Raw genomic sequence first — 23,766 nt, forward strand, 5'->3', positions numbered from 1 at the left:
TGCCCTGCGCTGGAAACCAGAACGACTGGTGACCTTTCTGGAGGCGATCATCAGCCCTTTTTCAGCGTCAGGAGCAGTAAAAAATGAAGTTGTCATCTACTAAGAACGCAGATCACTGCGCCTGGCTGGAAGTCACCCCGCCCTGGCTGCGTGATGAGGGGCAGGGCGGATTCATTGCCCGTTTCGAGGCGGCTTACACGACGCTGACCGCCCTGGTCCAGCCCTCTCTGCCGCTTCTGCCTGTGCTGGGGGCTTCAGGTGGTGCTGGGGAACAGGTCAGGGACGACACACCGGAGCGATTGAGCGTGCAAGACGCGGCGAAGGCGTTCCAGGACTGGGCGCGAGCGCACGCGGCGGCCGAGCAGGTGGCGGGGCTGAGCGAGGAGACGCCGGCGGCGGTGCGGCTGGCAGTCCAGGAGGCCTATGAAGAGGCGGCGCAGGTAATGGACGGGTACTCGGCGGGGAGGTTGCGGGGGTTGGTGAGGGTGGTGGAAGGGTTGGGGTGAGGACTAACTCGTCTTAGTCACCCACAAGAGAAGGCCCCCCGGCACATGCCGGGGGGCCTCTCACTTCACCTCTTAGGCAACGCGGCGCTGTGCCATTCCGACCACCTGGCGCACGCTGCCCGCGAGCACGAGCGGCCGCCCGTTGCTCAGCGTCAGCCCCGGCACCCGCACCGCGTACACGTCCTGTGCGGTCTGGGTGGCCTCGAAGCCCTCGAAGCCCAGGCTTGACAGCTCGCGTGTGATCTGCTCGATGTCCGCCCGGATCGGCGCGTCACGCAGCTCGCGCGCCGTCTCCAGTTCGGCATAGACGATCTCCTGCGCCACCACGTCGGCGCGGGGCGCGTCCGGGTACGCCGTGCCTTCACGCAGCGCCTGCTGGGCGATGCTGTACGCGCTCCAGGGGTCATACTGCTGCGCCTCGGTGCTCACGATGTAGGCGTAGCTGCCGTCGCTGGCGTGCCGGATGCTCAGCTTGTCGGGGTCGGCGTCCACATGGTTTGCGGCGCGGGCGGCAGCGATGGCGCGCTCACAGGCTGCCGCGCTGTAGTCGCGGTCCACGCTCACGCTGCACCCGGCCCGGACCAGCTCGCCCCGGTACAGGGCAGCCTCAGCGGTCCAGCGCAGGTCCTGCGAGCTGTCGAAACGCGAGAAGCTCAGGGCGCCCGTGATGTGCTCGACCTGCTGCACGCTGGGGCCGTCCACCCAACGCACCGACACCGAGCTGCCCATGCTGTAGCGGCTGATGCGCACCGAGAACTTCGTGCCGGGGAAGGCCTTTTTCAGGTCCTCGCGGTAGTAGGCGGCGACTTCTTTCGTGTCCATGCTGCGGTAGTCGGGCATGTTCGGCTCCTTCGGTAGATCGGGGATTTCAGGAGCGCCCTCTTTCGACGGGGAAGCGCTCTCTGATGCCCTTATAGTATCAGACTCCTGATATATGTCAATAGGTTGATACTACAGCGTGGATACAGTGAGGTCACGCGGATCGCTCCAACCGGATCTCGGCCACCTGGTAGCCGAGCCTACCGATGGCCTCTTCGATAGCTTCCGGCGCGGCCGTGCGGTCGCCGCTCTTGAGCTGGTGTAGACGTTGGCGGCTGTAGCCCAGATCGCGGGCCGTCTGGGCGAGGGGCTGGCCCCGCTCGTCGAGAAGCCGTGCAAGCTGTTCAGCGAGCTGCCGCTTGAGCGGGCCGGGCGTCGCTTCTGGCTTCTGGCGCGTGGGCGGATGAGCGGCCTTTTCCCTGACCAGGGTGCCAAGGTCCTGAAGCTGTTTGGGGTCCAGGCTGAACCATTCCCCATGCCGGCGATGCTCTAGCAGAGCCAGGTGCACGGCCTGTTCGGAGGCGTAAGCATCGGCGGACGGCTCGGCGATAAGCAGCTGCAGCTCTGCCCCAGTCTGGTTCCTTAGGGTCTGTACGCGGCCCTGCACGTCAATGGAATGGCCGATTTTCACGCGGCCGTTGTCGGGGTTCAGGATCACGTAAACGAAACCGGTCATTCCCCAATTTCCAGCGTCAGCACATCCGTAAGCGTGATCGGCTGGCCGGTCATCCGCCGGAGTGCGCCAATGATGCTGCCCAGCACGTCGAGGTCTGGACGCCGGGTGGTGCCGTCGTACATGCCGCGCAGGGTATTCATGGCGATCTTGGCTTCTTTCTGGACGGCGTACCGCGTCACGCCGTGCGCGTCCATCGTTTCCTTCAGTTTCCAGACCACTGTCACCGTCTCAGGTATGTCCATAGGTTGATAGTAGCAGACACTTGACATGTGTCAATACTCTGATACTATAGAGGCATCAGAGAAGGCGCTTCCCCGTCGAAAGAGAGCGCCTTAACTGAAATCCCCCGATCTACCGAAGGAGTCGAGATGAATCTTACCACCACCCGCACCTGGAACCTGACGCTCCTCGTCCGCGAGTGCGGCGTGGTGACCGGCACCGCCGAGTACACCGTCACCCTGTACCGCGTGGGCGCCGACCTGGCCGGCATCGTGAACGGCGAGCCCGACACGGCCACCCGCGTGATCCTGCTGCTGGAAGCGGCTGAGCACCTGGAACCCGTCGCCGAGGAACAGGTCGAGGTCATCGGCAACGCGGTCGCCTGCGAGCTGCACAAGACATTGGGCCGCCTGAAGTTCAAGGACCACTACGCGACCGCCGCCGAGGCTCTGGGCCGCAGCGTGCGCTCGCTGGCCCGCCTGACCGCCGATGAGGCCGCCACCGTGCGCAGCTACGCCTACGGGCAGTGGGGGATGGTCGGCTGACCCGACCGGGGGCAACGTGCCCCCACCGCCCCCGGCCTCTCGCCTCTCGCCCCCTGGAGTGACCCCATGCTGACCCTGAACCCCCTGCCCGATGATTTCTCCTACATCACCCTCACCCTGAAACGCCACCTGACGTTTCTCGAAAGCATCTCGGCGGCGGCCGCGTTGGGGTATGCCCTGCGCCGTATGAACGGCGAGAGCCTGGGCGATCCGCAGACCATCGTCCGCCCTGACGGGATTACGGTGATCACGTTCTTTTTCGACTCGACGAAATGCTTTAGGAACAGCTACAGCTTTGAGGAAGCCTTCCAGGATGCGGCGACCTTCATTCAGGACGGGTCGCCCATCCGGAGCAGCAACCGGGCAGGGCCGAACACGCGGGGCACCCGGCTCGTCTCGGGAATTGGGCCGGTAGACATAGAGATCACGGTGAGTGACCAGGAACCCCTGCCGGAGCCCCAGCCGGAGCCGGACAACGCCTACAGCCGGTGGTTTGGTGGGGCACTGTAGGCCGGAGCGGGGCGGGCAGCGGGGCTAGGGGGTGACCTCTGGCCCCTATCCTTGCGCTATGTCCCGGATCTACGCCACGGCCACCCACCTCCCCAGCGGCGAGGTGACGCGCACCCTCGGCCCCTTCGAGACCCTGCACGCTGCCCGTGCGGCCGTGATCGAGTCGGTCGGTCAGGTCCTGATCTGGGAACGGCAGAGTACGGGCGCGTTCGTCGCCGAGAAGTATCCGCTGCTGTGGGTGGTCGAGGCGCGGTCGGAGTCGGGGCCGCCGGGTGGGTGCGCGATCTGCTGAAACGACGAAAGGCCCCACCCTGCCCAGGCGCGAAGCCGAAGCAGGGTGGGGCTCTTTAGGAGGTTAGAAGGTGACGCGCCCGGCCAGCGCGGCCGACTTGCTCAGGCGCGGCTTCACCCACATCGTGTACGCGAACTCCAGCCCCTTGACGAGACTGCGCAGCGTCTCGGCCGTGAGCCACCCGCGCAGCGGCAGCGGCAGGCGCGGCGCGAGGTACTGCTGCAGCAGCTGGGCCAGCACCAGGATCACCAGCTCGCGGGCCGAGGTGCCCTTGATCTCCGGCAGGAGCTTGCCTACCACCTCAGAGACGATGTTGCGGATCTCCGGCGCCAGCGTCAGCGCCTCGACCATCGTCAGACCGCCGTCGCTCCGGGCCGCCACAAGCAGTTTCCCGATCAGGCGGTCGCACTCCCGGAGCACGTTGGCGAGCGGCTCGACGAGCTCGCTATTGCTCAGCGGGACCGTCGTGGTGGCCGGCGTATCCAGGGCGGGCACCTGGGGCAGCGGCGCCGTGCCGAATGTGCCGCCGGACGTGCCGGCGCTCTGGCCAGTGGGCAGCGGTACAGGGCGCGTGGTCGGCACCGGGCCGGTCGGCAGGGGCACCGGACGAGTCTGCACCTGGACCGTCTTCTCGATCACGACCCCTTTGGCGGCGCGGTCGCGGAGGATGGCGGCGATCCGCGGGTCGATGTTCTGGGGCAGTGCGGGGATGTTCGTCATGGTCAGCTCCTGAAACGGGCGCGGCCCCGCCACGTGGGCAGGGCCGGGAGAGGGCGGATTGTCAGCACCCGGAGGTGCGGCGGGCCTATTTGCTGCGCTTAAGCACGAGGTCGCCCGAGCGCCGGCGCCACACCGTCAGCCCCTGGTACGTCCACGGTCCACCGGGCTCCGGGTACACCAGGCGCAGCTGCTCAACGAGCGCCGCATCAAGCAGCACGCCGTCGTATTTCGCCGGCTTACCGTCCCAGGCCACCGGCTCCGGGTCGCCCTCCCCCTTCGGTACCAGGAGCACCTGCGGAGGCGTGGCGCTCAGGACGGCCCAGGCCTGCCGGAAGCGCGCCAGCCGGTCGGGCAGGCCGTTGGGCTTGTTCGTGAAGCGGTTGCGCCCATTGATCGCCGCGCTGATGGTCTCGACCTGCGAGTCGCCCCCCAGATCCGCCCGGCTGTTCAGGCCGTGCGAGGCCCAGTAGTCGCCGGCGATCAGGGCGCCGATGGTCGGCTGCTCGGCGAGCTGCGGGTTCCCTTCCAGGTCGTAGCCCAGGCGGCGGCCGTAGGTGCGGTAGTTGGCCCGGCCCGTCACCTGAATGGGTCCTCTGCCCATGTAGCGCTTGCCGTCGCCGGGCTGCGTGTTGCCGAGGTTGGCGCGGCCCTCGTAGCCCAACTGGGCGGGCGTGGGTCCCCAGATCTCGCGCGTGAACTTCAGGCCCACGCTCTCGTGCATGAGTTGCGAGAGCCAGTGCGCCAGGCGCAGCGGGGTGTCGATCTCGAAGCGCACGGCCGCCGCGTTCAGGGCTGCAGCCCACTCCTGGGCGACGGCGAGCGGCATTCCGGGATAGCCCAACTTCTGGAGGAGTTGCGGCGTGATCTTCATAGGGCTCCTTTCAGGCGCAGGATCTCGACGTGCGCCTGGGCGAGGGCGGTGCGGGTGGTGTCCAGTTCGGCGTCACGCTGGGCGATCTGCTGCCCCTGGTCGGTGAGCTGGTGGCCCTGCTCCGTGAGCTGCAGGTCCTGTTGGGCGATCAGGGTGCGGGCCTCGACCAGCTCCTTGCTGAGCTTGACCTCGCGGCGGGTCGCGGCCATCAGGCGCCACGTGATGCCGACCAGGCCGAGATTCAGCAACAGGAACGAGAGGGTCAGGGGCGTGGCGCTGAAGTGGCCACGCGCGAGGTTGAAGGCGACCCCAACGGCCACGGCTGCCCAGAGGCAGCGCTGAGGGACGTTGAACTCATCCCAGCGCTGCCAGAGCGCCCGCCCGATGTGGACGGCCACGAATGCCCGCAAGGCCTCCTGGACCACGGGGGGGCCGATCACGGTATCGCCGAGGTCCGCGAGGAAGGAGCTGTACCCGTAGGCGCAGACGATCAGGCCGTAAATGGCCAGGACCACGAGCGGGCGCATGATCGGCGCGAGGAACGTCCAGACCTTACGCATGGTCGTCACCTCCGGGCGACGTGGGCGGGGGCGGTGGTGCGGGTGGATCGGTTGGATCGGTTGGAGGAGGGGTGCTTGACGAGCCGCCGCCGTCGAAGCTGACCTTCATGCCCTTCAGCCGCCCCACGAACTCGCCGGCCGACTTGACCATGCTCCAGGCCCACTGGAGCGCGTCTCGGCCGATGTACGCCCCGAGAATGCTGAGGCCCACGCTGGCCCGCCAGTCGGTGGTGGTTTTAGTCAGATGCTCGAAGGCCCAGGTGATGAGCAGCGGGATGCACATGCCGGCCATCACGCCCAGGCCCACGTCGCCCAGGAAGCGCATGAGCACGAACGTCTCGCCCTCGCGGCGCTTGGAGGCCTCGTTGCTGAGGCTGGTGAACAGGGCGGCCAGGAACACGAACAGCAGCTGCCACAGCTCGCTGTTGGACAGGGGGAAGTCTCCGGTGACAGCGGCCTCCTTGGCCGTGAAGGTCAGGGCCAACATGATGAATAGGCTCTTGGTCATGGCACCCTCCGGGGCTCAATGAAGCGGACCCAGCGCAGGCCCTTGTCCCGCCACTCGACCCACCAGTCGGCGGGGACGCGGCGGGTCACGCGCTCGCCGGGCCGCAGGGTGAAGAGGCCGGGAGGGGCGTCGGGTTGGGTGCCGGTGCGGCTGGCGAAGCGCACGTAGGCCGCGCCCTGGCAGCCCTCGGCCGGCTGGACGGTAACGAGGCGGCCGGGGACGTAGCGGCTCGTGCTGCTGCTGACGCGAATGGTGCAGGTGGGGGTGAAGGTCGGGGCCGGGGCAGCCGCCAGGGCGGCGCTGGCCAGCAGCAGGGTGAGCGTCAGGCGCACATGGGTCCTCGTCGGCCCGGCAGGAATGAGGACCGCCCCAGGCCGGGCGCTGGGGCGGAAGGGAAGCTGTCTCTTTGGTGGCTTAGATGTACGGGTAGGCGCTCAGGTCCCAGGTCTGGTATCGCAACTCGCGCAGGGCCTGGCGCTTCTCGTCCGGCGTCCGGGCACTCAGGGCCGCCGCGTAGGCCGCATGAGCTTCTTGCGGGATCTCGTCATACTCCGTGATCTCACAAGCCTCGTTGTACCGGCGCAGGGCGCGGTCTAAACGGGCGTCCAGCGAGAACCAGTTCAACATCCAGTCATCATGTCTTGAGACATGTGACATAGATGTCACGTCATCCGTTCCCATTCCAGGCCCGGCGCTGGGTCGGGAAGAGGGGAGCGAGCTTGTCTCTTTGGGGAGGTCAGAACGTCCGGGACTGCTCCAACCAATTAAAGCCGTCGAACGCAAAACTGATCCGTGCGCCGGCCGGCGGCGTCACGTCTTGGTAGCCCGCCAATCTCCAGTTCCCCACTGGGTACGTCCCGCCCAACTCCTGTGCCAGGGTCGCCAGATTGTTCTCGAAGAACAGCGTCACCACATCATCCGGCGCGCCCTTCGTCATCCCCCGGAAGGTTGTCGCCTCCTCCGGGTTGATCTTGACCAGCGTCGCCGTCACCGGGATATGCGCCGCATACCCCGCTGTCGTCACCGCCGCTTTCACAGTCGGCACGAAGCTGTTCTGCGCCATCGACGTGTAGCCCACGTTGTGCAGGCTGGCCGGCACCGACGTGTTGTAGCTCCCGATCTCCCCCTTCGCATTGCCTCCGAAATAGCACCCCCGGATGTCCAGATTCCCGACCATCAGTGCTGCTGTGGTCGGGTTTCCTGCCGCGTCCGGCACGCTGATGCCCAGGCCGTACTGCTGCGTCTTCCCACTTCCCCGCGTGTCCGTGCTCCGCACCTCACGCAGCTTGATCCCCGTTGCCCCTCCCGACGTGGCCAGCGTCAGCCCGTTCACCTGCCGCGTGGGACTGACGTTGCCGTAGTTGTTGTCCTCCAGCACCGCCTTATCCACGGTCACTCCCGCCACGTAGTCCAGTTGCAGCCCCGACGACCTGTTCCGCCGCGCCTGAATGTTCTCGAACAGCACATCGCGGATGTACTCGGCCAGATTTGGCCCGGTATCGAACCCGTTCGCGGCATTGTCCTCGGCGATGGCGTTGCGCACAGTCAGGTTGTGCGCCAGTCGGTAGAAGTAGAAGCCCGCTGCCCCCACACCGTCCTCGTCGAACCCATTGCGCCGGGTGCGGATGCCGTCCACCAGGGCATTCGGGGTGCCGATGGCCGCCCCGTCCAGGCCGCAGTCCTCAAAGAATCCGCCGATGAGGCGCCCGTCGCGCCCGTCCCAGCCCGCCGCGATCTGCGCGGCGCTCAAGCCCAGGTCGGTCGTCGCCTCGAAGCCGGGGAACCCCCCGGACTCCCCAGGCTTCTTGCGGCCACAGCGAGAGATTCGGGCATTCTCGACCTGCCAGGCCAAACAGCCCGAGAGGTAAGCGCCCATGTCACCGAAGTCCTGGATGGTGGCGTCATGGAGCCCGAAGCGCGCAGCCCGGACGGCGGCCACTGCCTTGAACCGGCGGGTCTGATTCGTGTAGTCCCCGGAGATATTCAGGCCGTACAGGGCCACGTCTGCTGCGCCCTGGGCGCAGAAAATGGCGTCTTGAGCGGGAATGGTGGTCGAGGGGTCGATGATGATGCGGGCGCGTCCGTTGCTGAAATCGTGCACCGATCCGGCTGGGATGTTCATCTGATACTGCGGGGCGAGCCTGAAGAGGGCGTCCGGCCACAGCGCCCGTCGCGCCGCCGCGATTTCGAGCATGAAGCGGTAGTAGGCGTTGTTGTCCTCCAGCTGCCCGTTGCCGCGCAGGTAGTTCAGGACGTTCACCACAATCCGGGTCTGAATGTTGATGCTGCCGATGCGCTCGCGTTCCGTAATGTCGGCGGCGCGCAGCATCGCGTCCTCCAGTGCCGAGGCTCGCGCACCCGAGGCCAGGGCCACGGTGCGCCCTGTCTCGGCCGTGCCGGACCACGCGATGTCCAGCACGTCTCCTTGCGGCGACACCCAGCGGTAGAGCCCAGCCGGGTCGCCCGCGTGCGGCTCCCGGCCTAGGCTGCGCAGCGCCGCGCTCGTGCGGGCCTGCTCGGTCACGTCGGCCGCCTGAACCACAGCCGCCGCCACCTGCTCCTGCTGCACCTGGGTCTGCGCCAGGGCCTCGACGACATTCAGGCGCTGCTCCTCGGAGATCAGCGTCTCGCCTGGCACCAAGCCGAATGCCGACAGGTCCCAGCCGCCCCCACCCGTATCGCGCGGGTGGCCCTTGATCACGATGGGCAGCGCCCGCACGCCCGGTCCTTCCGGCGTGACCGTCACTGTGACCAGGCTGGTCAGCGGGTCGCCCAGCTCCGGCGCGAAGGCCTTCAGAAAGGGCGTATCGGCGGTCTTGCCCTCGTGGATCTCGGCCCACTGACCGTCCACCCGCACGGCCCAGCCGTCGTAGCGTCCCCCGGCCATCTGGGCGGCCACGCGGTAGGGCGCTGCGTGTTCGAGTTTGACTGGACCACCCGTGCTGCCCGGCGGCAGCAGCACGCGGCCCGTGATCGGAATGAGTTTCGCCATGAAGCTCCTAAAAGTCGTGCCCATCCTCGCTGTCGGGGTCGGGCACCTCGGCGAGGATCAGGGTGAGGGTGAGATTCGCCATCCAGCTGAAGCGCTCCTCGGTGGGCACGCCCACGAGGTCGGCGCCCAGCAGCGGGGTCTCGCGGCGGCCGTCGCGGTCGTAAGAGGTCGCCCGACGCAGATCCTGCCGCAGCTCCCGCAACCACAGGCTCAGGGCCGCCTCGCTCTCGGCATAGACCTTCCCGGTCAGGGTCATGGCTTCTGGATCGGGCAGGCCGTCCGAAAGGTCGAAGGTCTGCCGGAACCCGTGTGCGCGCACGAGGTTGCGGGTGGTCGTAAAGGGCGCGAGCTTCTCGGGCTTGAGGGTACCCGGCAGTGCCCGGCGCTTCTCGGGGGTGGTGATCCAATACTGCTCGTCGCTCACGCCGCCCCCCGTTTCTGCCCTGCATAGGGCAGCGCGGCGGTCAGGATCTTCGTGCTGGCCTCCCCCCGGCTCCAGGTCACCACTGCGCCCGCCGCGTGCTGAGTGACCCCGCCGACGATGCCGCACAGTGCCTCGGGAACCGTGATCAGGAAGGGCGGGACATGCACGCCCGGCAGGCTGAACTCGTAGGTCGGCCCGATGGCGAAAGGCGCAGCCCAGCCGTAGGGCATGACGATGCCCGCGACGTTCTCAATCCCCAGGGTGGAGGTCGCCGCGAAACGCTGAAGGGTGAAGTACCCGCTCGTGCCCAGGGCCTGGATGCTGGCCGAGAGCTGCGGGGTCATCGCCACTTCCAGCGGCACCTGCCAGCGCTGCTGGTACACGCCGCTGGCCTTGTAGGTGACCGGCGCCGAGATCATAGGCATCCCAGGTGCTGAGAGCAGCAGCGTGACCTCGATGGGGGCGCTGTCCACCTCGACGTTCATCGTGATCTCAACGAACACCTCCTGCACCCGTCCCTGCTGGGTGAGGATGTCGAACTGCGGGTTAATAATCCAGCGCCGCCCAGCGCCGGTCATCGGGTAGCGGAGGTCCAGACCTGACTCGTAGGGCGGCGGCATGAAGACGTGCGGCACGCTCAGCGTGCGCGGCTCCACGGTCGCCTCCCCCAGTCGCCGGGGCGCGAAGGGCGGTACGTCGCTCCGCGAGAAGGTGCGCGCGGGCCAGCCGTCGTCAGCGGACAGCCGAGCGTCCGACACGTAATCGGTCACTGACCATCCGAGATTCCGGAACCCGTAGGCCCGGTGGTCTACGGTGTAGAGCGCTGGGGTGGCCCCCTCGGGCCGCCCGATGATGCCTGCGAGGTCCGCACTCACGCCGGCCTCGCTGTTGGGGTAGGGCTCCAGCGCCGTGTTCACGGCCTCCTCGCGGGTCTGCTCGGCCGTTGCGGTAGGCATAGCCACCCCGAAGGCCCGCGTGCCGCCAGGGGTCAGGCCTGCTCCGTCGAGCGCGGCCCCAGCGCCGGTCCCCGGGCGGCCCAGGAAGGCGCTCTCGATTCCGGTGAGGGGCACGCCACTCAGTTCGCCGCGCTGCCGAATAGCGGCCTCGGCGATGGCCCCAGCGATATACCCGGTGCCGTGCTCACTCTCCAACCGTGCGCGGATCATGCGTGGCCAGGCCCGCGTCTCCCACACGGCAGGAAGGGTGGCAAGCCCCAAGTTGCCCGAGCGCAGGGTACCCAGCGGCCCGAACGACAGGCTCACCTCGATGGCGGTCGCATCGAACTTCTCGTCAGGCACCCCGAAGGAAGGCGCGTCATGGGCCTCGAAGTACAGGCGACGCGGCCGCCACGCCGAGCCGCCCTGTCCGGCAGTGATATTCACGTCAGCTCCTCAGTTGAGTCCAGTCGGTGTTGCCGCCCCGCTGGTCCGTCCAGCGCATGAAGCGGTCGAGAATCGCGCCGAAGAGCCCCACACCCTGGGTGAAGGCGTTGGCCGCCGTCAGGAACTGCGGCGCGCTGGTCTGTACGGCGCTGGCCAGGGTGCTCAGCACGTCGAAGTTGATGGTGCTCGTCAGGGTCGGGGCTTCCACCTTGATCTGGGTGGTCCCGCTGTCGAGCGTGGTGCTGCCGCTGGCCACGTCCTTCGCGTCCACCCCGAAGACGCCCAGCTCCTGCGCGGCCGGCACGAGCACGTTCTGGTAGAGGTCGCTCAGGCCGCTGCTCAGGTCGGAGATGGCCCCCTGGATCTCTTTGGCGATGCCCACCCGGTCGGTCGCGCTGGCCGCCATGTACTTGTCGATCAGCGGCTGGAGCCGCGCCTTGAAGGCTTCCCCGTTCACGAACGCGGTGATGATGCCCTGGAGGATCTGGTCGGCGAGGATGGCCTTCACGTCCACGCCGAGGTCCGCGAACCCCTTCTTGCCGGCGCGCAGCCCGGAGATCATGCCACTGCTGATGCCGGAGGTGATGCTGTCGCGCAGGGTCGCGGTCAGTTCATCGGCCGCCGACCGTGCCGCGTCCGGGTCGATCAGGCGGTCGGTGATCGGCTTGATGCCCTGTGCGAACTGTTCGACCTGAGACTCGAAGGCCCCCATCGAAGCATCCAGCCCGGCCAGGGCGTCGGCCATGCCCTGCCGGTTCCCGTCCTTGAAGGCCTTCAGGTAGGCATCCAGGAAGGGCTGGAGGATGGTCTGAATCCCGGCCGACTGGAGGAACCCGTCAATGAGGCCCTGCACCACGTACTCGGTGAGGCTCGTCTTCAGGGCCTGCGACACGTCCTTGACGCCCAGCTTCCCGGCCTTGAAGCCGTTCATCAGGGCGCCGCTGACGCTGCCGTAGATGGCGTCGCCCAGGCTCGTGGCGATGTCCAGAGCGGCCTGGTCGATCTCGGTGGTCTTGAACCCGAAGAAGCCGAGGATGCCGCCGCGCGAGACGACCTTCGCGTACTGGGACGTGTCGAAGATCTTGACGCCCTTTGTCGCGTCGGCCACAGCCTGTGCGGCCTTCTTCGCGCTGTTCGCGCCGCCCCGGAACAGGTCCACGATGGTGCTGATCAGGGTGGTGATCCCAGCGATCAGGGCGCCCACCCAGTCCCCCTTGGCGAGCGACCCGAGGACCGCCTGCACGCCGGAGACGAAGGTCGAGAGGGCCTGGTCAATGTCCTCGTCTCCAGTCTTGAAGACCTCGCCCAGCGCGCCGATCAGGGCCGAGGCCCCAGCGATGATCGAGCCCTTCCCGCCCTTGCTGCCGCCCTTCTGGAAGTAGGCGGTCAGGCCGTCCAGTCCGGCGCTGATGATCCCCTGAAGTGCCCCGCCCTTGCCCACAGCCTTCGCCACGGTCTGGAGGCGGTCCACGATGGGGCTGGTGCTGGTGTTCCGGATCTTGTTGTCGAGGTCAGCGACAGTCCTGGCGATCTTCGCGTACTCGTCGGTTTCCTCCTTTCCACCATCCTTCAGGCCCTGGAGCCGCCCGCGCCAGTAGGCCAGCGCCGACTTCAGACCCGCGATGTAGGCCGGGCTGCCGTCCTTGCCCTCGCTCTCGGCGATCTGGTAGTTCAGTTCGGTCAGGGCGAGCTTGCTTTCCTGCGCCTGGTCTCGCTGCCCCAGCGTGAAGGCTGCGGCGGCCGCGTCCCCTGCCCCACCGGCCGCGATGATGACGCGGTCGATAAAGTCCTGAAACAGCTGCATGTTGGCTTCCAGACCATCGCGGGTCTGGCGCTCGTCGGGGGCGAGCTCGTCGTCGGTCTTGTTCTCGAAGTCGGCGTAGGCGAGTTTTGCCTTGTCGAGAAAGCCCTGATAGGTATCGAGCAGCCCCTTGTATTTCGCCTCTGCACTGGCGCGCGCGCTCCCCTCGTCATCGGGCTTGCCGATGGCGTCGAGGTCACGCTCGAAGCTCGTGGTCAGCCCATCGGTGTTCTGCATGACGACCTTGCTGGCCGCCGCGCGGGCCGCCTCCCCGGCCAGCTTGATCTTGCGAATGCCCTCGTTGACGGCTGCCAGAGCCGCCTCTCCAGCCTTGCCCATTCCGGCGTAGACCCCCTGCCAGAACTCCAGCGCAGAGAGGGCGAGCTGCCGCTGACGTTCCTCCATGTTCCCCAGACCGTCGAGCTGCTGGTCTATCCGGGTCCGGGCCGCGTCGAGCAGCTCGTCGGATGTCGCCTTCGCGGCGGCGGCCAGGGCCTTGTCCGATGCGAGGATGGCCTGCCCCACTGCCCGCTTGGTGCTGAGCTGGTAGTCCCGCACGCTGTCCGCGCCCCGGCGCTCGATGGCCCCCATGTTCGAGGTGTGCTCGGCCAGGAGCTTGGCCTGCACCTGGTTGAGCGTCCCGTTCTTACGGGCGGCCTCCACAGCGTCGGCGTAGCGGTCGCGCTCGGCCTGTTCCTCGATCTCGCGTGAGGCCGCCACCTCGCGCCGCTTCTGTTCGACGAGCTGCGGCTGGTAGCGCTTACGGATGTCGAGGATCTCCTGTTGGGTCAGTCCCTCCAGACTGAGTGCCTCTTCCTGCGCAGCCTCCAGATCGGCGGTCTGGCGGGTCAGTAGGTCGAGACTGTTCTTGCGGATGGTGTCGCGGGTCTGGCGGTCCACGGTCTTGAGCGCATCGTCGAGCTGGGTTTTAGCGCTCAGCTCGGCCGCGTTGCGGTCGCTCAGGTTCTTCGCCAGGGCGTTGGTCAGGCGCTGCGCGCTCGCGGCGAGGTCGCGGTCCCGAGTGGCTTGTGCCCTACGCAGCTGCTCGTCGGTCACCCCCTGAAGTTTGCTGCGCGCCGTGTAAGTGTCCTGGATCTCCTGACTCTCCCGAACGTTCTCCGCACGGGCGCGGGCGTCGCGGGCGGCTTGGATGCGGGCCCCGTACTGGAGTTCGAGCTGGTACAGGGCCGCGTAGTTGCCCTGCGCAGCGGCCTGATCGTTCGCGTACTGACCCTCCAGATTCTCAGTGGCTGCCGAGGCCTGCGATACCCGGCTCTCCGCGTCCGCCTGATCGAGCTGCTGGGTGGTCAGGGTCTTGCGCTTGGCGATCTCCGCGTCGAGGATGGCCAGCTTCTTCGCGTCGCCGCCGTTGGCGATCACGCGGGCGCGGGCGGCCACGAGTTCGGCGTAGGCCCACTCACCCACCGACTTGCTGAGCTTGTCGATTTCGGAGCGGTAGTCCGCGACCTTCTGCCCCGAGGTCGTCAGGGCCTGCCCCTGGGTCAGGAGGGTGTTGATCCCCCCCTGAAGGGCCACGGGCAGCTCGGCAGCCTTCGCGCGAGCATTTTCCAGCGCCTGCCGGTAGCGCAGCAGGGTGTCGGCGGTGACCTTCCCCGTCTGGACCTGTTGACTGAAGCGCTCATTGAGCTGGCGCAGGTCGCGCTCCAGATTCTGGGCAGCTTTCTGCCGCTCCCCAGCCTGCGACACCTCGGTCGCCGTCGCCTTCTTGGCCTCCTGTACCACGCCGTCGCGGGCGATCTGGGCCTGACGCAGGGTGTTCTCGTAGGCCTGGGCCGAGCGGCGTAGGGCCGCGTCCCGCAGGGCAGGGGTCGTCAGTGCCTTAGCCGCGGCGTCGTCAATGGCCTTCTGAGCGAGGGCCACCTTCGTCTTCGCGGCCAGTTCCGAGTCTGCCTGCCGGCGGATGACCTTCTCGCGCTCGGCGGCCGTCCCCACGAAGCGCTGCAGCTCCTGTTGGTTCAGGAGGTCAATGCGCTCCAGCGTGAGCCGGGCGTCGGCCACCCGACCTTCACGCAGCTGCCCGTCGAGCTTGGCCTGTTCGTCTTTCAGGGTCTTGCCCGATTCCTGAATGGACCGTAGCCGGTCGGTCTCGATCTCGCGCAGGCTGTTCTGGTAGGTCGCCCGGGCAGTGGCCAGGGCCTGCTTCTGGTTGCTGGGGTCCAGCTTGCGGGCCGCCGCCTCGTCGATCTTGAGCTGCGCCTGGGCGATCTGCTTCTGAGCAGCTGCGACCTCGTTCGCATTCGAGCGGACCAGCTTCGCACGGGCGACCTCATTGGTCCCGGCCTGCAAGAGGGCGCGGGCCTGGATGGTCTGGAGCCGCTCAAGCGCCGAGCGTGCCTCGCTCAGGCGGCCCTGTTCAGCCTCGCGGGCGATGGTGGCCCGCTCGGTGTTCGTCTTCTTCTCGAACTCGGTGCGGGACTTCAGGGCGGTGCGCTCGTAGTCCAGGACCTTCTGGGCCGCGTCCCCGTTGAGCTTGACCCACTTGGCGATTTCGCGGTCGGCGTTGGCCTGAACGGTCCCGCCCACACGGGTACGGGCCTCCAGACCGGCGAGGTCTTTGGCGCGGGTCTGGTACTTGCGGTACTCGGCTTCGGTGACACCCGCGAGGTCGTCGTTGCCCTTCTTGTTGCGGGTCTCGATGGTCTTCCAGACGTCGGCATTTTTGGTCTTGAAGGCCGCGATGCTCTGGTTCACCTTCGTCAGCCACACGTCGTTGCCAGACTTCAGCGCGAGCTGGTACTGGTTGAACAGGCGCTGGCCTTCCGCGAGGGCCTTCTGGAGCTTCGCGTTCGGGGTGTCGCCCGTCAGGGGCGTGCCACTGAAGCCCGTGGCTGCCCCGTACAGGTCATCGCCTCGGATGTAGCCCGAGACCTTGCCCAGCCGGTTTACATCCACGTCGTCCACCGGGTTCCTGCCCTTGGTGGCCGCGTTGCTGACCCGGTTGTTCCCCCGGACCTTGCCGTTCCCGATGTAGATGCCGACGTGCCCGGCACCGCCGTCCTGGTAGAAGACGGTATCGCCGGGCTTCAGGTCGTTCACGCCTGTAAAGGTCCGCAGGAGGCCTGCGGCCTGGGCGTTGCGCTGCGCGTCGGATGCCTCGACCACGCCGTTCCTGTTGCTGTCTTTCTGGAACAGGGTGTTGACGTAGTTGGCAATCTTCGGCTCAGCCTTGCCCAGGGTCATGCGGACCCAGCGGGCGCAGTAATCCACCACGCGGTCGGCCTCACGGTTCCCGGTGGCGCGCAGGGTCTGCTCAGCGATGCGCAGACCCACCTCGGTCGCGGCGCCAGCACGCACCTGCCCCGGCAACAGTGGCCCCTGACCGGTAAGGGTGTTGGGATTCCTGGCCTGATTCTGAGCGCGAGCCGCTTCCAGTTCCTTTTTCGCAGCTTCCAGTCGGGTCTCTGCGAGCTTGATGGCCTGCGGATCGACTTTCACTGTGCGGTTGCCGAAGATGTCCGCGCCGGTGATGCTCCCAGCCTGTGCATCGCTGAGCATCTGGTTTGCCAGCAACACCTTTGCCGTGGCGAGGCTGAGTTTGTCGCCTGCCGCCCGGAGCTGGGCCACCCGCTTCAGTAGAGCCTCTTGTGACCTGTTGGCGTTCTGATCGATGGTGTCGTAGATGTTCTGGGTGTCGTTGATGATGCTGTTGGCATACCCCGCGATCCCGGCGGCTACGGTGGCGATCAGGCCGATGGGGTTGCTGGCGACGAAAGCCTTGAGGGCTAGACCAACCCCCGCGATCATGCCGGGCAGGGCCACGAGGATGCCACTCAGGGTCGCCCAGGCGCTGACCGTCGCGGTGGCGACCACGTTCGCGCGGAACGCCAGGAAGGCGACGCCGGCAGGCACGAGGTAGCCGGTCAGCTCATCGAGGTGGCTACCCAGGTTTCCGGCCTGGTCCACGAGGCTGCTCATGGCCGAGACCAGAGCCAGGGCCGCAGGGGCAAGCTGTTCGCCGAGCTGCTGCTTGAGCACAAGCACCTTGTTCGACAGCTCGGCCTGCACCGCGGCCAGGGCGGCCGTGCGTTCCTTCGCGGCGAGGTCGGCCGTGCCCTGACGGGTCAGCGCCTCGGTACGCTCATCAAGAAGGCGAGTGCCTTGGCTGTTGGTGGTGTTGTAGGCATCGAGAAGGGTGGTCGCGGTGCGTACGCCGTCGGACCCGAAGATGGTCTCCAGCGTGGCCAGCTTCTGCTCGTCGGTGTAGCCCTTCAGGCCACCCGCGAGCTGCTCGACGATCTCGCGCAGGCCCTTCATCTTGCCGGTGCTGTCGAACGCGCTGAACCCGATGGCGCGCATGGCCGCCGCCGCCCCCTCGGTGTTGGGGGTAAATGCCGCCGTGAACGCCTTGAAGCTGGTCCCAGCGTCGGATGCACTGATCAGGCGGTCGCGCATCAGGCTCATGACGGCCGTGAAATCGGTGACGTTGATTCCTGCCGTCCGGGCTGCACTGCCGCCTGCCGCGATGGCGAGACGGAAGTCTTCAAGCTTCAGTGCCGAGACGTTCGCGGCGTTCGCCAGGAGGTCCGGAACCTTCGCCGCCTCGGCACCTTCGATGCCAAAAGCCTTCATGGTCCCGACCAGGATCTCGCTGGCGACGCTCAGGTCCTTGACGCCCGAGGCAGCGGCCAGGGTCGCGGCCGTCTGGAGGCCTCCATTCAGGATCTCCGCCGTGTCCAGACCACGCGAGCCGAGTTCCTCAATGGCCTGGGCGGCCTGGTTGCTGTTGAACCCCAGTTTGGTGAGGGACGGGTCCTGGGCCAGACTGGCGAGCTGCTGCCCGAGGCCCCGGCCTTCCTGCCCGAACAGGCCCAGGGTGGCCTTCGCGTTCTGGATGTTCTGCTGGAAGGTAGCGAACTCGCTCACCGCGCTGCTGAAGATGCCCCCCAGCGCGAACACGGCCGCGCCGATCCCGGCGATGGCGATCCCGACTGGCCCGGCGATGGCCCCGATGCCCCCCAGCCCGGAGGCGAAGGTGGTCGCCTGCGCAGCGGCCGCGCCGAGGCTGCCCCCGGCTGCCGCTGCGAACTGCGGCAGGGACTTCAGGGCGTTGGCGACGTTCCCGGCCAGGCTGACCTGGGTGAAGACCCCGTTGAGCGCATTCTGCTGGCTGGCCAGCTGGGAGCTGAGCTGGTTCAGGCCCTTGAGCTGGGTCTGGGTGGCCGTGCCACGCTCACCGACCGACCGAATGCGGGTCTCCAGACCCTTGAGGGCGGCCTCGTAGGCCTGGGTGGCCTGCCGCTGCCCGGAGAAGTTGAAGCGCCCAGCGGCAGCGGTCGCGCGCTCAAACTCGGCACGCGCTGCAGCCACGTCGCTGCGCAGCTTCGTGATGCTCTGGTCGTTGATCCGGCTCGACCCTTTCGACAGGCCGGACATGACCCGTTCCAGGGCCTGGGCTTCCTTGCTGCCTGCCGCCAGTCCCGCCGCCATGCCCTGGCCGGCGGTGCGGATGCGCTCCATCTCGCGCAGGTAGCCCTTGAGTCCGGTGGCTCCGCGCTCGTACTGGCTCTGGGCGGTCTGGAGGTCGCGGGCAAGCTGGGAGACGGCCTGAGTCTGGACCTGGGCCGCCTGCCGGGTGGCGGCTGCCTGTTGCTGGGCCGCTTCCCGAGCGAGACGGGTGTTGAGAGCGAGGGTGGCGCGGTAGGCCTGGGCCGCCTGTTGGTCGGCCGTGGCCTGAGCCTGAGCGGCCTGTCTCGCGGTTGCCGCCTGTTGCTGTGCGGCTTCACGGGCCAGCCGGAGGTTCAGCGCCAGGGTGGCGCGGTAATTCTGGGCGGCCTGTTGGTCGGCTGAGGGGGCACGTCCACCTGAAGGGGGACTGCCGCCGCCAGTCCCGCCCCCGTTGCCCCCACTGCGGGCTTCTTTGAGCTGCCGGGCGGCGTCTTTCAGTTCGGCAGCCACGGTCTTCAGACTGGCAGTCACGGTAGCGACCTTCGTGGCCAGGAGATCGAGTCTCAGCGCGGCCCGCAGATCCCGCTGGATCTGGTCACGAGCGGCGCGCGCGTCGGCTATGGCCTTCGACACGTCGAGGCGCAGGGCGAGCTTCGTGTTCCCCACACGTTCCAGGTCGCGGGCCATCTGAGTGACGGCCTGCCGCACGCCGGTAATGGCAGCGGCCGTGATGACCCGCAGGTCGAGAGTGGCGGAACCGAGTGATGTCATGACGCCTCCTAAAGGGCAAGAAAAGACCGTCTGCTGTGACAGTCGCATTTACATTGGTCGTATGACACGAAAACCAGGTGAGGATGCTCCGCAAATGGAGCTGGGTTCATTGCGCGAAGGACTGCGCTTTCTCGCTTTGTTTCTCGTCGGAATTCTTCTTGTAATCGCTGGTATCTGGTGGTTCTACTCCAGACCGGCGACCCCGCCGGTCAGTGACAACAACTTCAGTCGCGCAGACTTGGGAGAAGCGTGGCCCTTCACGGCAGAAGCAGGTGTGCTCGCGTGCGAAGGGAGCGCCGGGTCAGGCGCCGTGACCTTCCGTACTGAGGGAACGGTCTACGCCGTGAATGGTGTGGCGGCAGCACTAGCGCCGGCGCGCGGCTGGCAGACAGACCTACAGCCTGTCGTCCGGTCCGGAGTCACTGGATACGCGACCGTGGCTCCGGTCGTAGAGCGTGGTCTTACTCTGTGTCGGGACTGAATTCCTGCGCTATTCGGCACTGAGCAACTGCTCGAACCCGTCCCGCTCTTCTCCTGCCTTCCCACTGCGGGTTCCACCCAGGCGCATGATCTGCGCGAGCGGCATAACAGTCGCCAGGTGCTGTACGGCCCAACTGGGCAGCTCGCGGTCGGCAATGGCGTCCATGACAGCCACACATTGTGCTGGCGTGAGGGGTAAGCCGCGATACAGCGCCTCGGGCCGCGCATAGGAGGGCAGCAGCTCGTGGGGGTCGAAGCGCTTGTGCTCCGGCATCGCCTTGCCCTCGCCTTCGCCCTTGCCGCCCAGGGCGTTCAGCAGCGCTGCGAGAGTGTTCGCGGTGGGCAGGTGGCGCCGGTACTCACCGAGCGACAACCGGCTGTGGATGATGCCGAACTGCACGCTCGGCATGGCCTCCAGGTCCGCGTGGGTGTACTGGGGGTGCCACTGTGCGACCTCGCACATCCAGTCCAGCCAGTCGTCGTCGGTTACAGGTCGACGTTTGGGTCTTCACCCAGGTCCGTGCCGAGGACCTCGTCCAGATCCGCTTCGGTGGGCTGCTGGTGCCCGTTGCGCAGGAAGTACATCAGGGGCGCGAAGTCCTGGGAGACCATGTTGTCCACGACCCACTCGCGGGTGATGTCGTCCTTGGTGCCCGGCTCCTGCACGCGGCGGCCCAGGAGGTCCACAAGCATGTCGGCCATGCTGTCCACAGTCGCTTCCTGCTGCTCGGACGTCAGCTCGCCCTTGCTGCCGTCAGGGTTCTTCTCGGCCTCGGGCAGCGCCGCCTGGCGCTTGGTCAGGCCACGGTCTTCGCCCATCGTGATCAGGCGGGTCTCGAAGGTGTGCTCGCCGAGCTGGAAGGTAGGGTGGTCCTCGCTGACGCGCACGCCGAAGGTCACGAGTTTGAGGTTGGCAGGTTTGTTGGTTCCAGTCATGAGGTCCTCTTGGGCTGCGCGGTGCGCAGGATGCAGTTGGTTTCGAGAAGGCCGCCCTCGACGTTCAACAGGTCAGGGGGCAGGGTGAAAGTGACGCGCTGGCCCAGGCTGTTCGCCACGGTGACCAGCGCCTCGGTCTGGGCGTCATTGAGGATGACGATGGCCTGCCGCAGCACGCCGCCCCTGGGTGCTCCCGGCGCGACGACGATGACCTGCGGATCGCCGTCCCAGTCATCGCGCCAGGTGGGCATCAGGCGGTGACGGTGGCGGCTTCTACGTTGTCGGCCAAGTGGGGGAAGCCGAAGGGAGTGGGCAGACCCACGGGCGTGATGCTGTAGGCCACGGTGTTCAGGCCGTCGCTCGGGCTGGTCATGTCCCACTCGCCCACGTTGAACTTGCCGTAGTAGCCCTTACCGGCCGCTACGCCCTTGGGGTAGTAGACGTACCAGACCTCCACCCCCTCACGGGCGGCCTTTTCCATGAGCTGAGCGGTGAGGTCGTCGTCGGTCCACTGGGTCTCGCCCAGCTCCATGCGGGGCGTCTGGCCGGTGGGGATGGTGACGGTGCTGCCGCCAGAAGCGAAGTTCTGGAAGTCCACAGTGGTGGTGCCGAAGCCGATCTTGATGCTGTTGGTGCTCAGCAGCTTCTTGCGACTGGCAGCGGCCACGAGCACGTCGGGGCTGGCGGCGACCACAAGCGCGATTTCGAGTACGGCCAGCTTGCCACGGGTGTATTTCGCCATGATGCGTTCCCTCCTGGGGAGTGAGTGGGGCTTATTCGGGGTCGTCGGGGATGCTGAAGAGCATCTGCTCGGCGATATCGCCTGCTTCGGGGATGAGCTGGGGCGTGGGCATGTTGTCGAAGGCGTCGCCCATCGCGTCCATCGCGCCGTCGAGGTCGCCGTCGTCGTGGTTGACGATCCGCACCTGCCAGCTCTTGAGGTTGATGCCCCCGCCGAAGGTGCTGATGATCCGGGGCTTGGGCGTTGGGTAGATCAGGACTTCGAGCCCGCTCGCGGTGGTGCCCTTGGGGGGGTCGCCCACGTAGAGGGCAGGCGCGGTCTGCCCACCAGGGAAGCGGTACTCGCCCAGCTGCACCCCGGTCAGCGCCGCCTCGACGCGCGCCCGGAGTTCGGCGACGTTCACGATGTGGGTGGGTCGTTGGCCGGGGTGACCTGCTCGCTGGCCTCGGTGTCTTCGGCGTCGGCCGAGCGGTCCACGACCTGGCCTTCGAGGATCAGGTCGATCTCTTCCTGAGCCTTCTCGGGGCTCAGCTCGCCCTTCTGGTGCCGGGCGTTGATCTTGGCCACCTCCTGGTGCTTCTGGGCGTCGGTGAGGGGCTTGGTGGGGGCGGCGGTCTTCTTGGTGGGGGCCATGAGGGGTCCTCCAGGGGTCAGCCCGCCCACGCCTGAGCGAAGGCGGCGGGGAAGTCGAAGTCACGCAGGACGTTGATGGGGACGTTGCGGGCCGGCATGGTGTAGGACCGGCGCTTGAACACGGCGCCCAGGAAGACGGCGGCGGCGTAGTCGGTGTCCCAAGTCAGTTCGTAGTGGCCACTGCCAACCCGCATCGGGGGGCTCTGGCTATCGCGCAGGGTGCCCAGATCCACCACGTCGCGCACCGTGCCCGCCAGCTCGCCACTGCGCCGCTTCGTCACGCCCGGCCAGGCGTAGGCCACGTCACCGAAGCCTTCCTGGATGACGTCCCCGAGTTGGCGGGTCGCCTTGCGCGCGGCCACGTCCACCTCGCGGTGCAGGCCGCTGAAGTCGAGGTCGAGGCGGGTGGGCATTAGTGCAGGCTGCCCCAGTCACCGCTCTCCTGAGCCGGGGCTACCTCCTGCGGGATGAAGTAGAGGATCTTCACCAGACTGCCGTCATCGAGTCGGAGTGATCCGAGTCCGATCTGCCGGTGCTGCCCCTGGGCCGCTTCCTCGGCCAGTGCCTGGATCTCGGTGGCCAGGGTGGCCGGCGTCGGCCGGGGCGGGAGAGGGGCGCCCCCGAGGCCTTTGGGCAGCAGGCTCTTGATGAACGTCACCTCGGCCTCGCCGCTGGCGGTGCCCTGGATAAAGGTCTGGGTAACGACCAATTGAGTCACCCCATCAGCGGGGACGCTCAGCTCGGCGCGGTTGACGTTTTGCACAGACTGGCCGTCAACCGTGAGTGCGGAACCCCGGCCGGTCTTGTTGGCGAGAAGATCGAATTTGCTCATGTGGCCCTCCAGCGGGCGAGGAAGCGGGCCCCGAACTGGGCTTCCTGGGCGAGGTCGCTGTCGGGGTAGGCCAGGGCGATGCTGAGCACGCCGGGCTGGCCGTCGAGCGTCAACGGGGAGGTGCTGCCCCAGCTCACGCCGGGGGGGCGGGCCTGGGGAGCGGTGAGAGTGCCCCAGCGGCCCACGAGGACCACCTCAGCGCTGTCTGCTCCCACCTCGTCGCGCAGCTTGGGATCAGCGGTGGCGACGAGACGGGCACTGACCGGGAGGGGGACACCGGGGACGGGGATGGGGTTGCCGTGGCGATCCTGGGTCATGCCCTGCCCGGCGAGCGTGAAGGTCAGCAGGCTCACGCGGGTACGCTCGACGAGCGCCGCCATGCGGACCACCCACAGCAGATCCAGCCCGGCCGGGTTCAGGGCCACGGCCACCGGCACGAGCACTTGCCCATCGGCCAGGGTGACGATGAAGCCCACATCGGCGACCGGCGCGTCCGGCGGCAACACCACGGTGACGCTACGGCTACTGATGCCCGGCTCAACCACGCCAGGGGCATCGGTGCTCTGGTCCTCGACCTGTCCGATCAGTGCTCGGAAGGGCGCAGCCGCACCGCCGAAGCGCTGCAGGCTGACCTGCTGAGCGAAGGGACTGGCCAGGGCCTGCTGGATGTAGGGCGCAGCGGCCTGCACCTCAGCGTAGGCCGCCGTGAACAGGTCGGTCACCGCGACACCCCCACGAACAGCCGGCGCTGAGGCTGCTGCGGCGCTGCGAGCAGCACGAACTGCCCGGCCAGCGTGTCCCAGTCTGCGGCTGCGAGAACCGCCGTGCCGTGCGTATCGGTCGTCCCCACATTCAGGGTCAGCTCCAGTCCAGGCACCTTGATCCCCTTGAGGCCGCCCGTGCTGGCCTGCGTGGTCAGGCTGATGGTGCCACTCAGGCCCGTCTTATAGGCCAGAGCCTTCGCCGCCCATGCCGTGCGCGCGAAGGTTTCGGCGGTGCCGGTCAGCGTCGCCGGGTCAACCCGACGCAAGGCCAGCTCTCCCAGCAACCAGCCCTGTGCGAGGAGCAGGTGCGCCGGCTCCGGCGGCGGAGCACCAGGGATGAGGGCGGGCACGTCGGCGGGCAGAACCGCCTGCACGGC

Annotated in this window: 28 protein-coding genes; 5 read left to right on the forward strand and 23 right to left on the reverse strand. The window is 67.4% G+C overall.

The features are described from left to right. Positions 1 to 83: 83 nt before the first annotated feature. Positions 84 to 506: a hypothetical protein gene (locus ASF71_RS05850; protein WP_056296507.1), complete on the forward strand. Its 423-nt coding sequence runs from the start codon at positions 84 to 86 to the stop codon at positions 504 to 506. Between the two features lie 72 nt (positions 507 to 578). Here the strand turns inward: ASF71_RS05850 and ASF71_RS05855 are convergent, their stop codons facing one another. The 3 genes from ASF71_RS05855 to ASF71_RS05865 all read right to left on the reverse strand — a co-directional run bounded on the left by ASF71_RS05855 (position 579) and on the right by ASF71_RS05865 (position 2,243). Continuing rightward, positions 579 to 1,346 carry an LPD29 domain-containing protein gene (locus ASF71_RS05855; RefSeq protein ID WP_056296509.1) on the reverse strand — a complete coding sequence of 256 codons (768 nt, stop codon included), beginning with the start codon at positions 1,344 to 1,346 and terminating at the stop codon, positions 579 to 581. Between the two features lie 133 nt (positions 1,347 to 1,479). Further along, on the reverse strand, positions 1,480 to 2,001 hold the full coding sequence (locus ASF71_RS05860) for a GIY-YIG nuclease family protein (protein ID WP_056296513.1): 522 nt from the start codon (positions 1,999 to 2,001) through the stop codon (positions 1,480 to 1,482). Further along, positions 1,998 to 2,243, reverse strand: a complete 246-nt coding sequence (locus tag ASF71_RS05865; RefSeq protein ID WP_162243085.1) for a helix-turn-helix transcriptional regulator — start codon at positions 2,241 to 2,243, stop codon at positions 1,998 to 2,000. The genes ASF71_RS05860 and ASF71_RS05865 overlap by 4 nt, the downstream gene beginning before the upstream one ends. Before the next feature lie 126 nt (positions 2,244 to 2,369). Between ASF71_RS05865 and ASF71_RS05870 the strand changes: the two genes are divergently transcribed. The 3 genes from ASF71_RS05870 to ASF71_RS05880 all read left to right on the forward strand — a co-directional run bounded on the left by ASF71_RS05870 (position 2,370) and on the right by ASF71_RS05880 (position 3,567). Further along, positions 2,370 to 2,765 (forward strand): hypothetical protein, encoded by a 396-nt coding sequence (locus ASF71_RS05870; RefSeq protein ID WP_056296519.1) that lies wholly within the window; start codon positions 2,370 to 2,372, stop codon positions 2,763 to 2,765. Between the two features lie 66 nt (positions 2,766 to 2,831). Continuing rightward, a complete protein-coding gene (locus tag ASF71_RS05875) occupies positions 2,832 to 3,275 on the forward strand; it encodes a hypothetical protein (RefSeq protein ID WP_056296522.1) in 444 nt (147 codons plus the stop codon). A 58-nt stretch (positions 3,276 to 3,333) separates the two neighbouring features. Beyond that, complete coding sequence (locus ASF71_RS05880) at positions 3,334 to 3,567, forward strand: hypothetical protein (RefSeq protein ID WP_056296525.1); 234 nt, start codon at positions 3,334 to 3,336, stop codon at positions 3,565 to 3,567. Between the two features lie 63 nt (positions 3,568 to 3,630). Here the strand turns inward: ASF71_RS05880 and ASF71_RS05885 are convergent, their stop codons facing one another. From ASF71_RS05885 to ASF71_RS05930, 10 genes are all read right to left on the reverse strand, one after another. Then, the gene (locus ASF71_RS05885; RefSeq protein ID WP_056296529.1) at positions 3,631 to 4,287 is read right to left on the reverse strand and encodes a hypothetical protein; all 657 of its coding nucleotides are present in this window, start codon (positions 4,285 to 4,287) and stop codon (positions 3,631 to 3,633) included. Between the two features lie 85 nt (positions 4,288 to 4,372). Continuing rightward, positions 4,373 to 5,158, reverse strand: coding sequence for a glycoside hydrolase family 19 protein (locus ASF71_RS05890; RefSeq protein WP_082505615.1), 786 nt, complete (start codon positions 5,156 to 5,158; stop codon positions 4,373 to 4,375). Next, positions 5,155 to 5,718 carry a hypothetical protein gene (locus ASF71_RS05895; RefSeq protein ID WP_056296532.1) on the reverse strand — a complete coding sequence of 188 codons (564 nt, stop codon included), beginning with the start codon at positions 5,716 to 5,718 and terminating at the stop codon, positions 5,155 to 5,157. Before ASF71_RS05895 ends, ASF71_RS05890 begins: the two co-directional genes overlap by 4 nt. Continuing rightward, positions 5,711 to 6,226 carry a hypothetical protein gene (locus ASF71_RS05900; RefSeq protein ID WP_056296534.1) on the reverse strand — a complete coding sequence of 172 codons (516 nt, stop codon included), beginning with the start codon at positions 6,224 to 6,226 and terminating at the stop codon, positions 5,711 to 5,713. Before ASF71_RS05900 ends, ASF71_RS05895 begins: the two co-directional genes overlap by 8 nt. Then, positions 6,223 to 6,558: a hypothetical protein gene (locus ASF71_RS05905; protein WP_056296536.1), complete on the reverse strand. Its 336-nt coding sequence runs from the start codon at positions 6,556 to 6,558 to the stop codon at positions 6,223 to 6,225. Before ASF71_RS05905 ends, ASF71_RS05900 begins: the two co-directional genes overlap by 4 nt. Positions 6,559 to 6,640: 82 nt before the next feature. Beyond that, positions 6,641 to 6,853 carry a hypothetical protein gene (locus tag ASF71_RS05910; RefSeq protein ID WP_056296539.1) on the reverse strand — a complete coding sequence of 71 codons (213 nt, stop codon included), beginning with the start codon at positions 6,851 to 6,853 and terminating at the stop codon, positions 6,641 to 6,643. Positions 6,854 to 6,962: 109 nt separating this feature from the next. Further along, positions 6,963 to 9,218 (reverse strand): hypothetical protein, encoded by a 2,256-nt coding sequence (locus ASF71_RS05915; RefSeq protein WP_056296543.1) that lies wholly within the window; start codon positions 9,216 to 9,218, stop codon positions 6,963 to 6,965. A gap of 7 nt (positions 9,219 to 9,225) precedes the next feature. Continuing rightward, positions 9,226 to 9,642, reverse strand: coding sequence for a hypothetical protein (locus tag ASF71_RS05920; protein ID WP_056296547.1), 417 nt, complete (start codon positions 9,640 to 9,642; stop codon positions 9,226 to 9,228). Continuing rightward, positions 9,639 to 11,024 carry a hypothetical protein gene (locus tag ASF71_RS05925; protein WP_056296549.1) on the reverse strand — a complete coding sequence of 462 codons (1,386 nt, stop codon included), beginning with the start codon at positions 11,022 to 11,024 and terminating at the stop codon, positions 9,639 to 9,641. The genes ASF71_RS05920 and ASF71_RS05925 overlap by 4 nt, the downstream gene beginning before the upstream one ends. Position 11,025: 1 nt before the next feature. Continuing rightward, positions 11,026 to 19,002, reverse strand: coding sequence for a phage tail tape measure protein (locus ASF71_RS05930; RefSeq protein WP_056296552.1), 7,977 nt, complete (start codon positions 19,000 to 19,002; stop codon positions 11,026 to 11,028). A gap of 94 nt (positions 19,003 to 19,096) precedes the next feature. Here ASF71_RS05930 and ASF71_RS25655 point away from each other — a divergent pair, with 94 nt between their 5' ends. Next, positions 19,097 to 19,483: a DUF2511 domain-containing protein gene (locus ASF71_RS25655; RefSeq protein WP_369814964.1), complete on the forward strand. Its 387-nt coding sequence runs from the start codon at positions 19,097 to 19,099 to the stop codon at positions 19,481 to 19,483. 9 nt (positions 19,484 to 19,492) lie between these two features. Here the strand turns inward: ASF71_RS25655 and ASF71_RS05935 are convergent, their stop codons facing one another. Genes ASF71_RS05935 through ASF71_RS05980 form a run of 10 tightly spaced genes read right to left on the reverse strand, consistent with a single transcriptional unit; the run spans position 19,493 to position 23,763 of the window. Further along, positions 19,493 to 19,945 carry a hypothetical protein gene (locus tag ASF71_RS05935; protein ID WP_056296555.1) on the reverse strand — a complete coding sequence of 151 codons (453 nt, stop codon included), beginning with the start codon at positions 19,943 to 19,945 and terminating at the stop codon, positions 19,493 to 19,495. Positions 19,946 to 19,968: 23 nt separating this feature from the next. Beyond that, positions 19,969 to 20,418, reverse strand: coding sequence for a hypothetical protein (locus ASF71_RS05940; RefSeq protein WP_056296558.1), 450 nt, complete (start codon positions 20,416 to 20,418; stop codon positions 19,969 to 19,971). Beyond that, a complete protein-coding gene (locus tag ASF71_RS05945; protein ID WP_056296561.1) occupies positions 20,415 to 20,669 on the reverse strand; it encodes a hypothetical protein in 255 nt (84 codons plus the stop codon). Before ASF71_RS05945 ends, ASF71_RS05940 begins: the two co-directional genes overlap by 4 nt. Next, on the reverse strand, positions 20,669 to 21,160 hold the full coding sequence (locus ASF71_RS05950; RefSeq protein WP_056296563.1) for a hypothetical protein: 492 nt from the start codon (positions 21,158 to 21,160) through the stop codon (positions 20,669 to 20,671). The genes ASF71_RS05945 and ASF71_RS05950 overlap by 1 nt, the downstream gene beginning before the upstream one ends. A 31-nt stretch (positions 21,161 to 21,191) precedes the next feature. After that, complete coding sequence (locus ASF71_RS05955; protein ID WP_056296565.1) at positions 21,192 to 21,563, reverse strand: hypothetical protein; 372 nt, start codon at positions 21,561 to 21,563, stop codon at positions 21,192 to 21,194. Beyond that, complete coding sequence (locus ASF71_RS05960; protein WP_056296568.1) at positions 21,560 to 21,793, reverse strand: hypothetical protein; 234 nt, start codon at positions 21,791 to 21,793, stop codon at positions 21,560 to 21,562. Before ASF71_RS05960 ends, ASF71_RS05955 begins: the two co-directional genes overlap by 4 nt. Positions 21,794 to 21,810: 17 nt before the next feature. Next, positions 21,811 to 22,206, reverse strand: coding sequence for a hypothetical protein (locus ASF71_RS05965; protein WP_056296571.1), 396 nt, complete (start codon positions 22,204 to 22,206; stop codon positions 21,811 to 21,813). Beyond that, the gene (locus tag ASF71_RS05970) at positions 22,206 to 22,625 is read right to left on the reverse strand and encodes a hypothetical protein (RefSeq protein ID WP_056296573.1); all 420 of its coding nucleotides are present in this window, start codon (positions 22,623 to 22,625) and stop codon (positions 22,206 to 22,208) included. Before ASF71_RS05970 ends, ASF71_RS05965 begins: the two co-directional genes overlap by 1 nt. Continuing rightward, positions 22,622 to 23,347, reverse strand: a complete 726-nt coding sequence (locus tag ASF71_RS05975; protein WP_056296577.1) for a hypothetical protein — start codon at positions 23,345 to 23,347, stop codon at positions 22,622 to 22,624. Before ASF71_RS05975 ends, ASF71_RS05970 begins: the two co-directional genes overlap by 4 nt. Next, a complete protein-coding gene (locus ASF71_RS05980; RefSeq protein ID WP_056296580.1) occupies positions 23,344 to 23,763 on the reverse strand; it encodes a hypothetical protein in 420 nt (139 codons plus the stop codon). Before ASF71_RS05980 ends, ASF71_RS05975 begins: the two co-directional genes overlap by 4 nt. Positions 23,764 to 23,766: the final 3 nt, after the last annotated feature.

The organism is Deinococcus sp. Leaf326 (assembly GCF_001424185.1).
GTDB lineage: Bacteria > Deinococcota > Deinococci > Deinococcales > Deinococcaceae > Deinococcus.

Excerpts from the sequence above, each read along its gene's own strand:
- ASF71_RS05850 (WP_056296507.1), top strand. The coding sequence starts at position 84 with ATGAAGTTGTCATCTACTAAGAACGCAGATCACTGCGCCTGGCTGGAA.
- ASF71_RS05855 (WP_056296509.1), bottom strand. The coding sequence starts at position 1,346 with ATGCCCGACTACCGCAGCATGGACACGAAAGAAGTCGCCGCCTACTAC.
- ASF71_RS05860 (WP_056296513.1), bottom strand. The coding sequence starts at position 2,001 with ATGACCGGTTTCGTTTACGTGATCCTGAACCCCGACAACGGCCGCGTG.
- ASF71_RS05865 (WP_162243085.1), bottom strand. The coding sequence starts at position 2,243 with ATGGACATACCTGAGACGGTGACAGTGGTCTGGAAACTGAAGGAAACG.
- ASF71_RS05870 (WP_056296519.1), top strand. The coding sequence starts at position 2,370 with ATGAATCTTACCACCACCCGCACCTGGAACCTGACGCTCCTCGTCCGC.
- ASF71_RS05875 (WP_056296522.1), top strand. The coding sequence starts at position 2,832 with ATGCTGACCCTGAACCCCCTGCCCGATGATTTCTCCTACATCACCCTC.
- ASF71_RS05880 (WP_056296525.1), top strand. The coding sequence starts at position 3,334 with ATGTCCCGGATCTACGCCACGGCCACCCACCTCCCCAGCGGCGAGGTG.
- ASF71_RS05885 (WP_056296529.1), bottom strand. The coding sequence starts at position 4,287 with ATGACGAACATCCCCGCACTGCCCCAGAACATCGACCCGCGGATCGCC.
- ASF71_RS05890 (WP_082505615.1), bottom strand. The coding sequence starts at position 5,158 with ATGAAGATCACGCCGCAACTCCTCCAGAAGTTGGGCTATCCCGGAATG.
- ASF71_RS05895 (WP_056296532.1), bottom strand. The coding sequence starts at position 5,718 with ATGCGTAAGGTCTGGACGTTCCTCGCGCCGATCATGCGCCCGCTCGTG.
- ASF71_RS05900 (WP_056296534.1), bottom strand. The coding sequence starts at position 6,226 with ATGACCAAGAGCCTATTCATCATGTTGGCCCTGACCTTCACGGCCAAG.
- ASF71_RS05910 (WP_056296539.1), bottom strand. The coding sequence starts at position 6,853 with ATGTTGAACTGGTTCTCGCTGGACGCCCGTTTAGACCGCGCCCTGCGC.
- ASF71_RS05915 (WP_056296543.1), bottom strand. The coding sequence starts at position 9,218 with ATGGCGAAACTCATTCCGATCACGGGCCGCGTGCTGCTGCCGCCGGGC.
- ASF71_RS05930 (WP_056296552.1), bottom strand. The coding sequence starts at position 19,002 with ATGACATCACTCGGTTCCGCCACTCTCGACCTGCGGGTCATCACGGCC.
- ASF71_RS25655 (WP_369814964.1), top strand. The coding sequence starts at position 19,097 with ATGGAGCTGGGTTCATTGCGCGAAGGACTGCGCTTTCTCGCTTTGTTT.
- ASF71_RS05935 (WP_056296555.1), bottom strand. The coding sequence starts at position 19,945 with ATGTGCGAGGTCGCACAGTGGCACCCCCAGTACACCCACGCGGACCTG.
- ASF71_RS05940 (WP_056296558.1), bottom strand. The coding sequence starts at position 20,418 with ATGACTGGAACCAACAAACCTGCCAACCTCAAACTCGTGACCTTCGGC.
- ASF71_RS05945 (WP_056296561.1), bottom strand. The coding sequence starts at position 20,669 with ATGCCCACCTGGCGCGATGACTGGGACGGCGATCCGCAGGTCATCGTC.
- ASF71_RS05950 (WP_056296563.1), bottom strand. The coding sequence starts at position 21,160 with ATGGCGAAATACACCCGTGGCAAGCTGGCCGTACTCGAAATCGCGCTT.
- ASF71_RS05960 (WP_056296568.1), bottom strand. The coding sequence starts at position 21,793 with ATGGCCCCCACCAAGAAGACCGCCGCCCCCACCAAGCCCCTCACCGAC.
- ASF71_RS05965 (WP_056296571.1), bottom strand. The coding sequence starts at position 22,206 with ATGCCCACCCGCCTCGACCTCGACTTCAGCGGCCTGCACCGCGAGGTG.
- ASF71_RS05970 (WP_056296573.1), bottom strand. The coding sequence starts at position 22,625 with ATGAGCAAATTCGATCTTCTCGCCAACAAGACCGGCCGGGGTTCCGCA.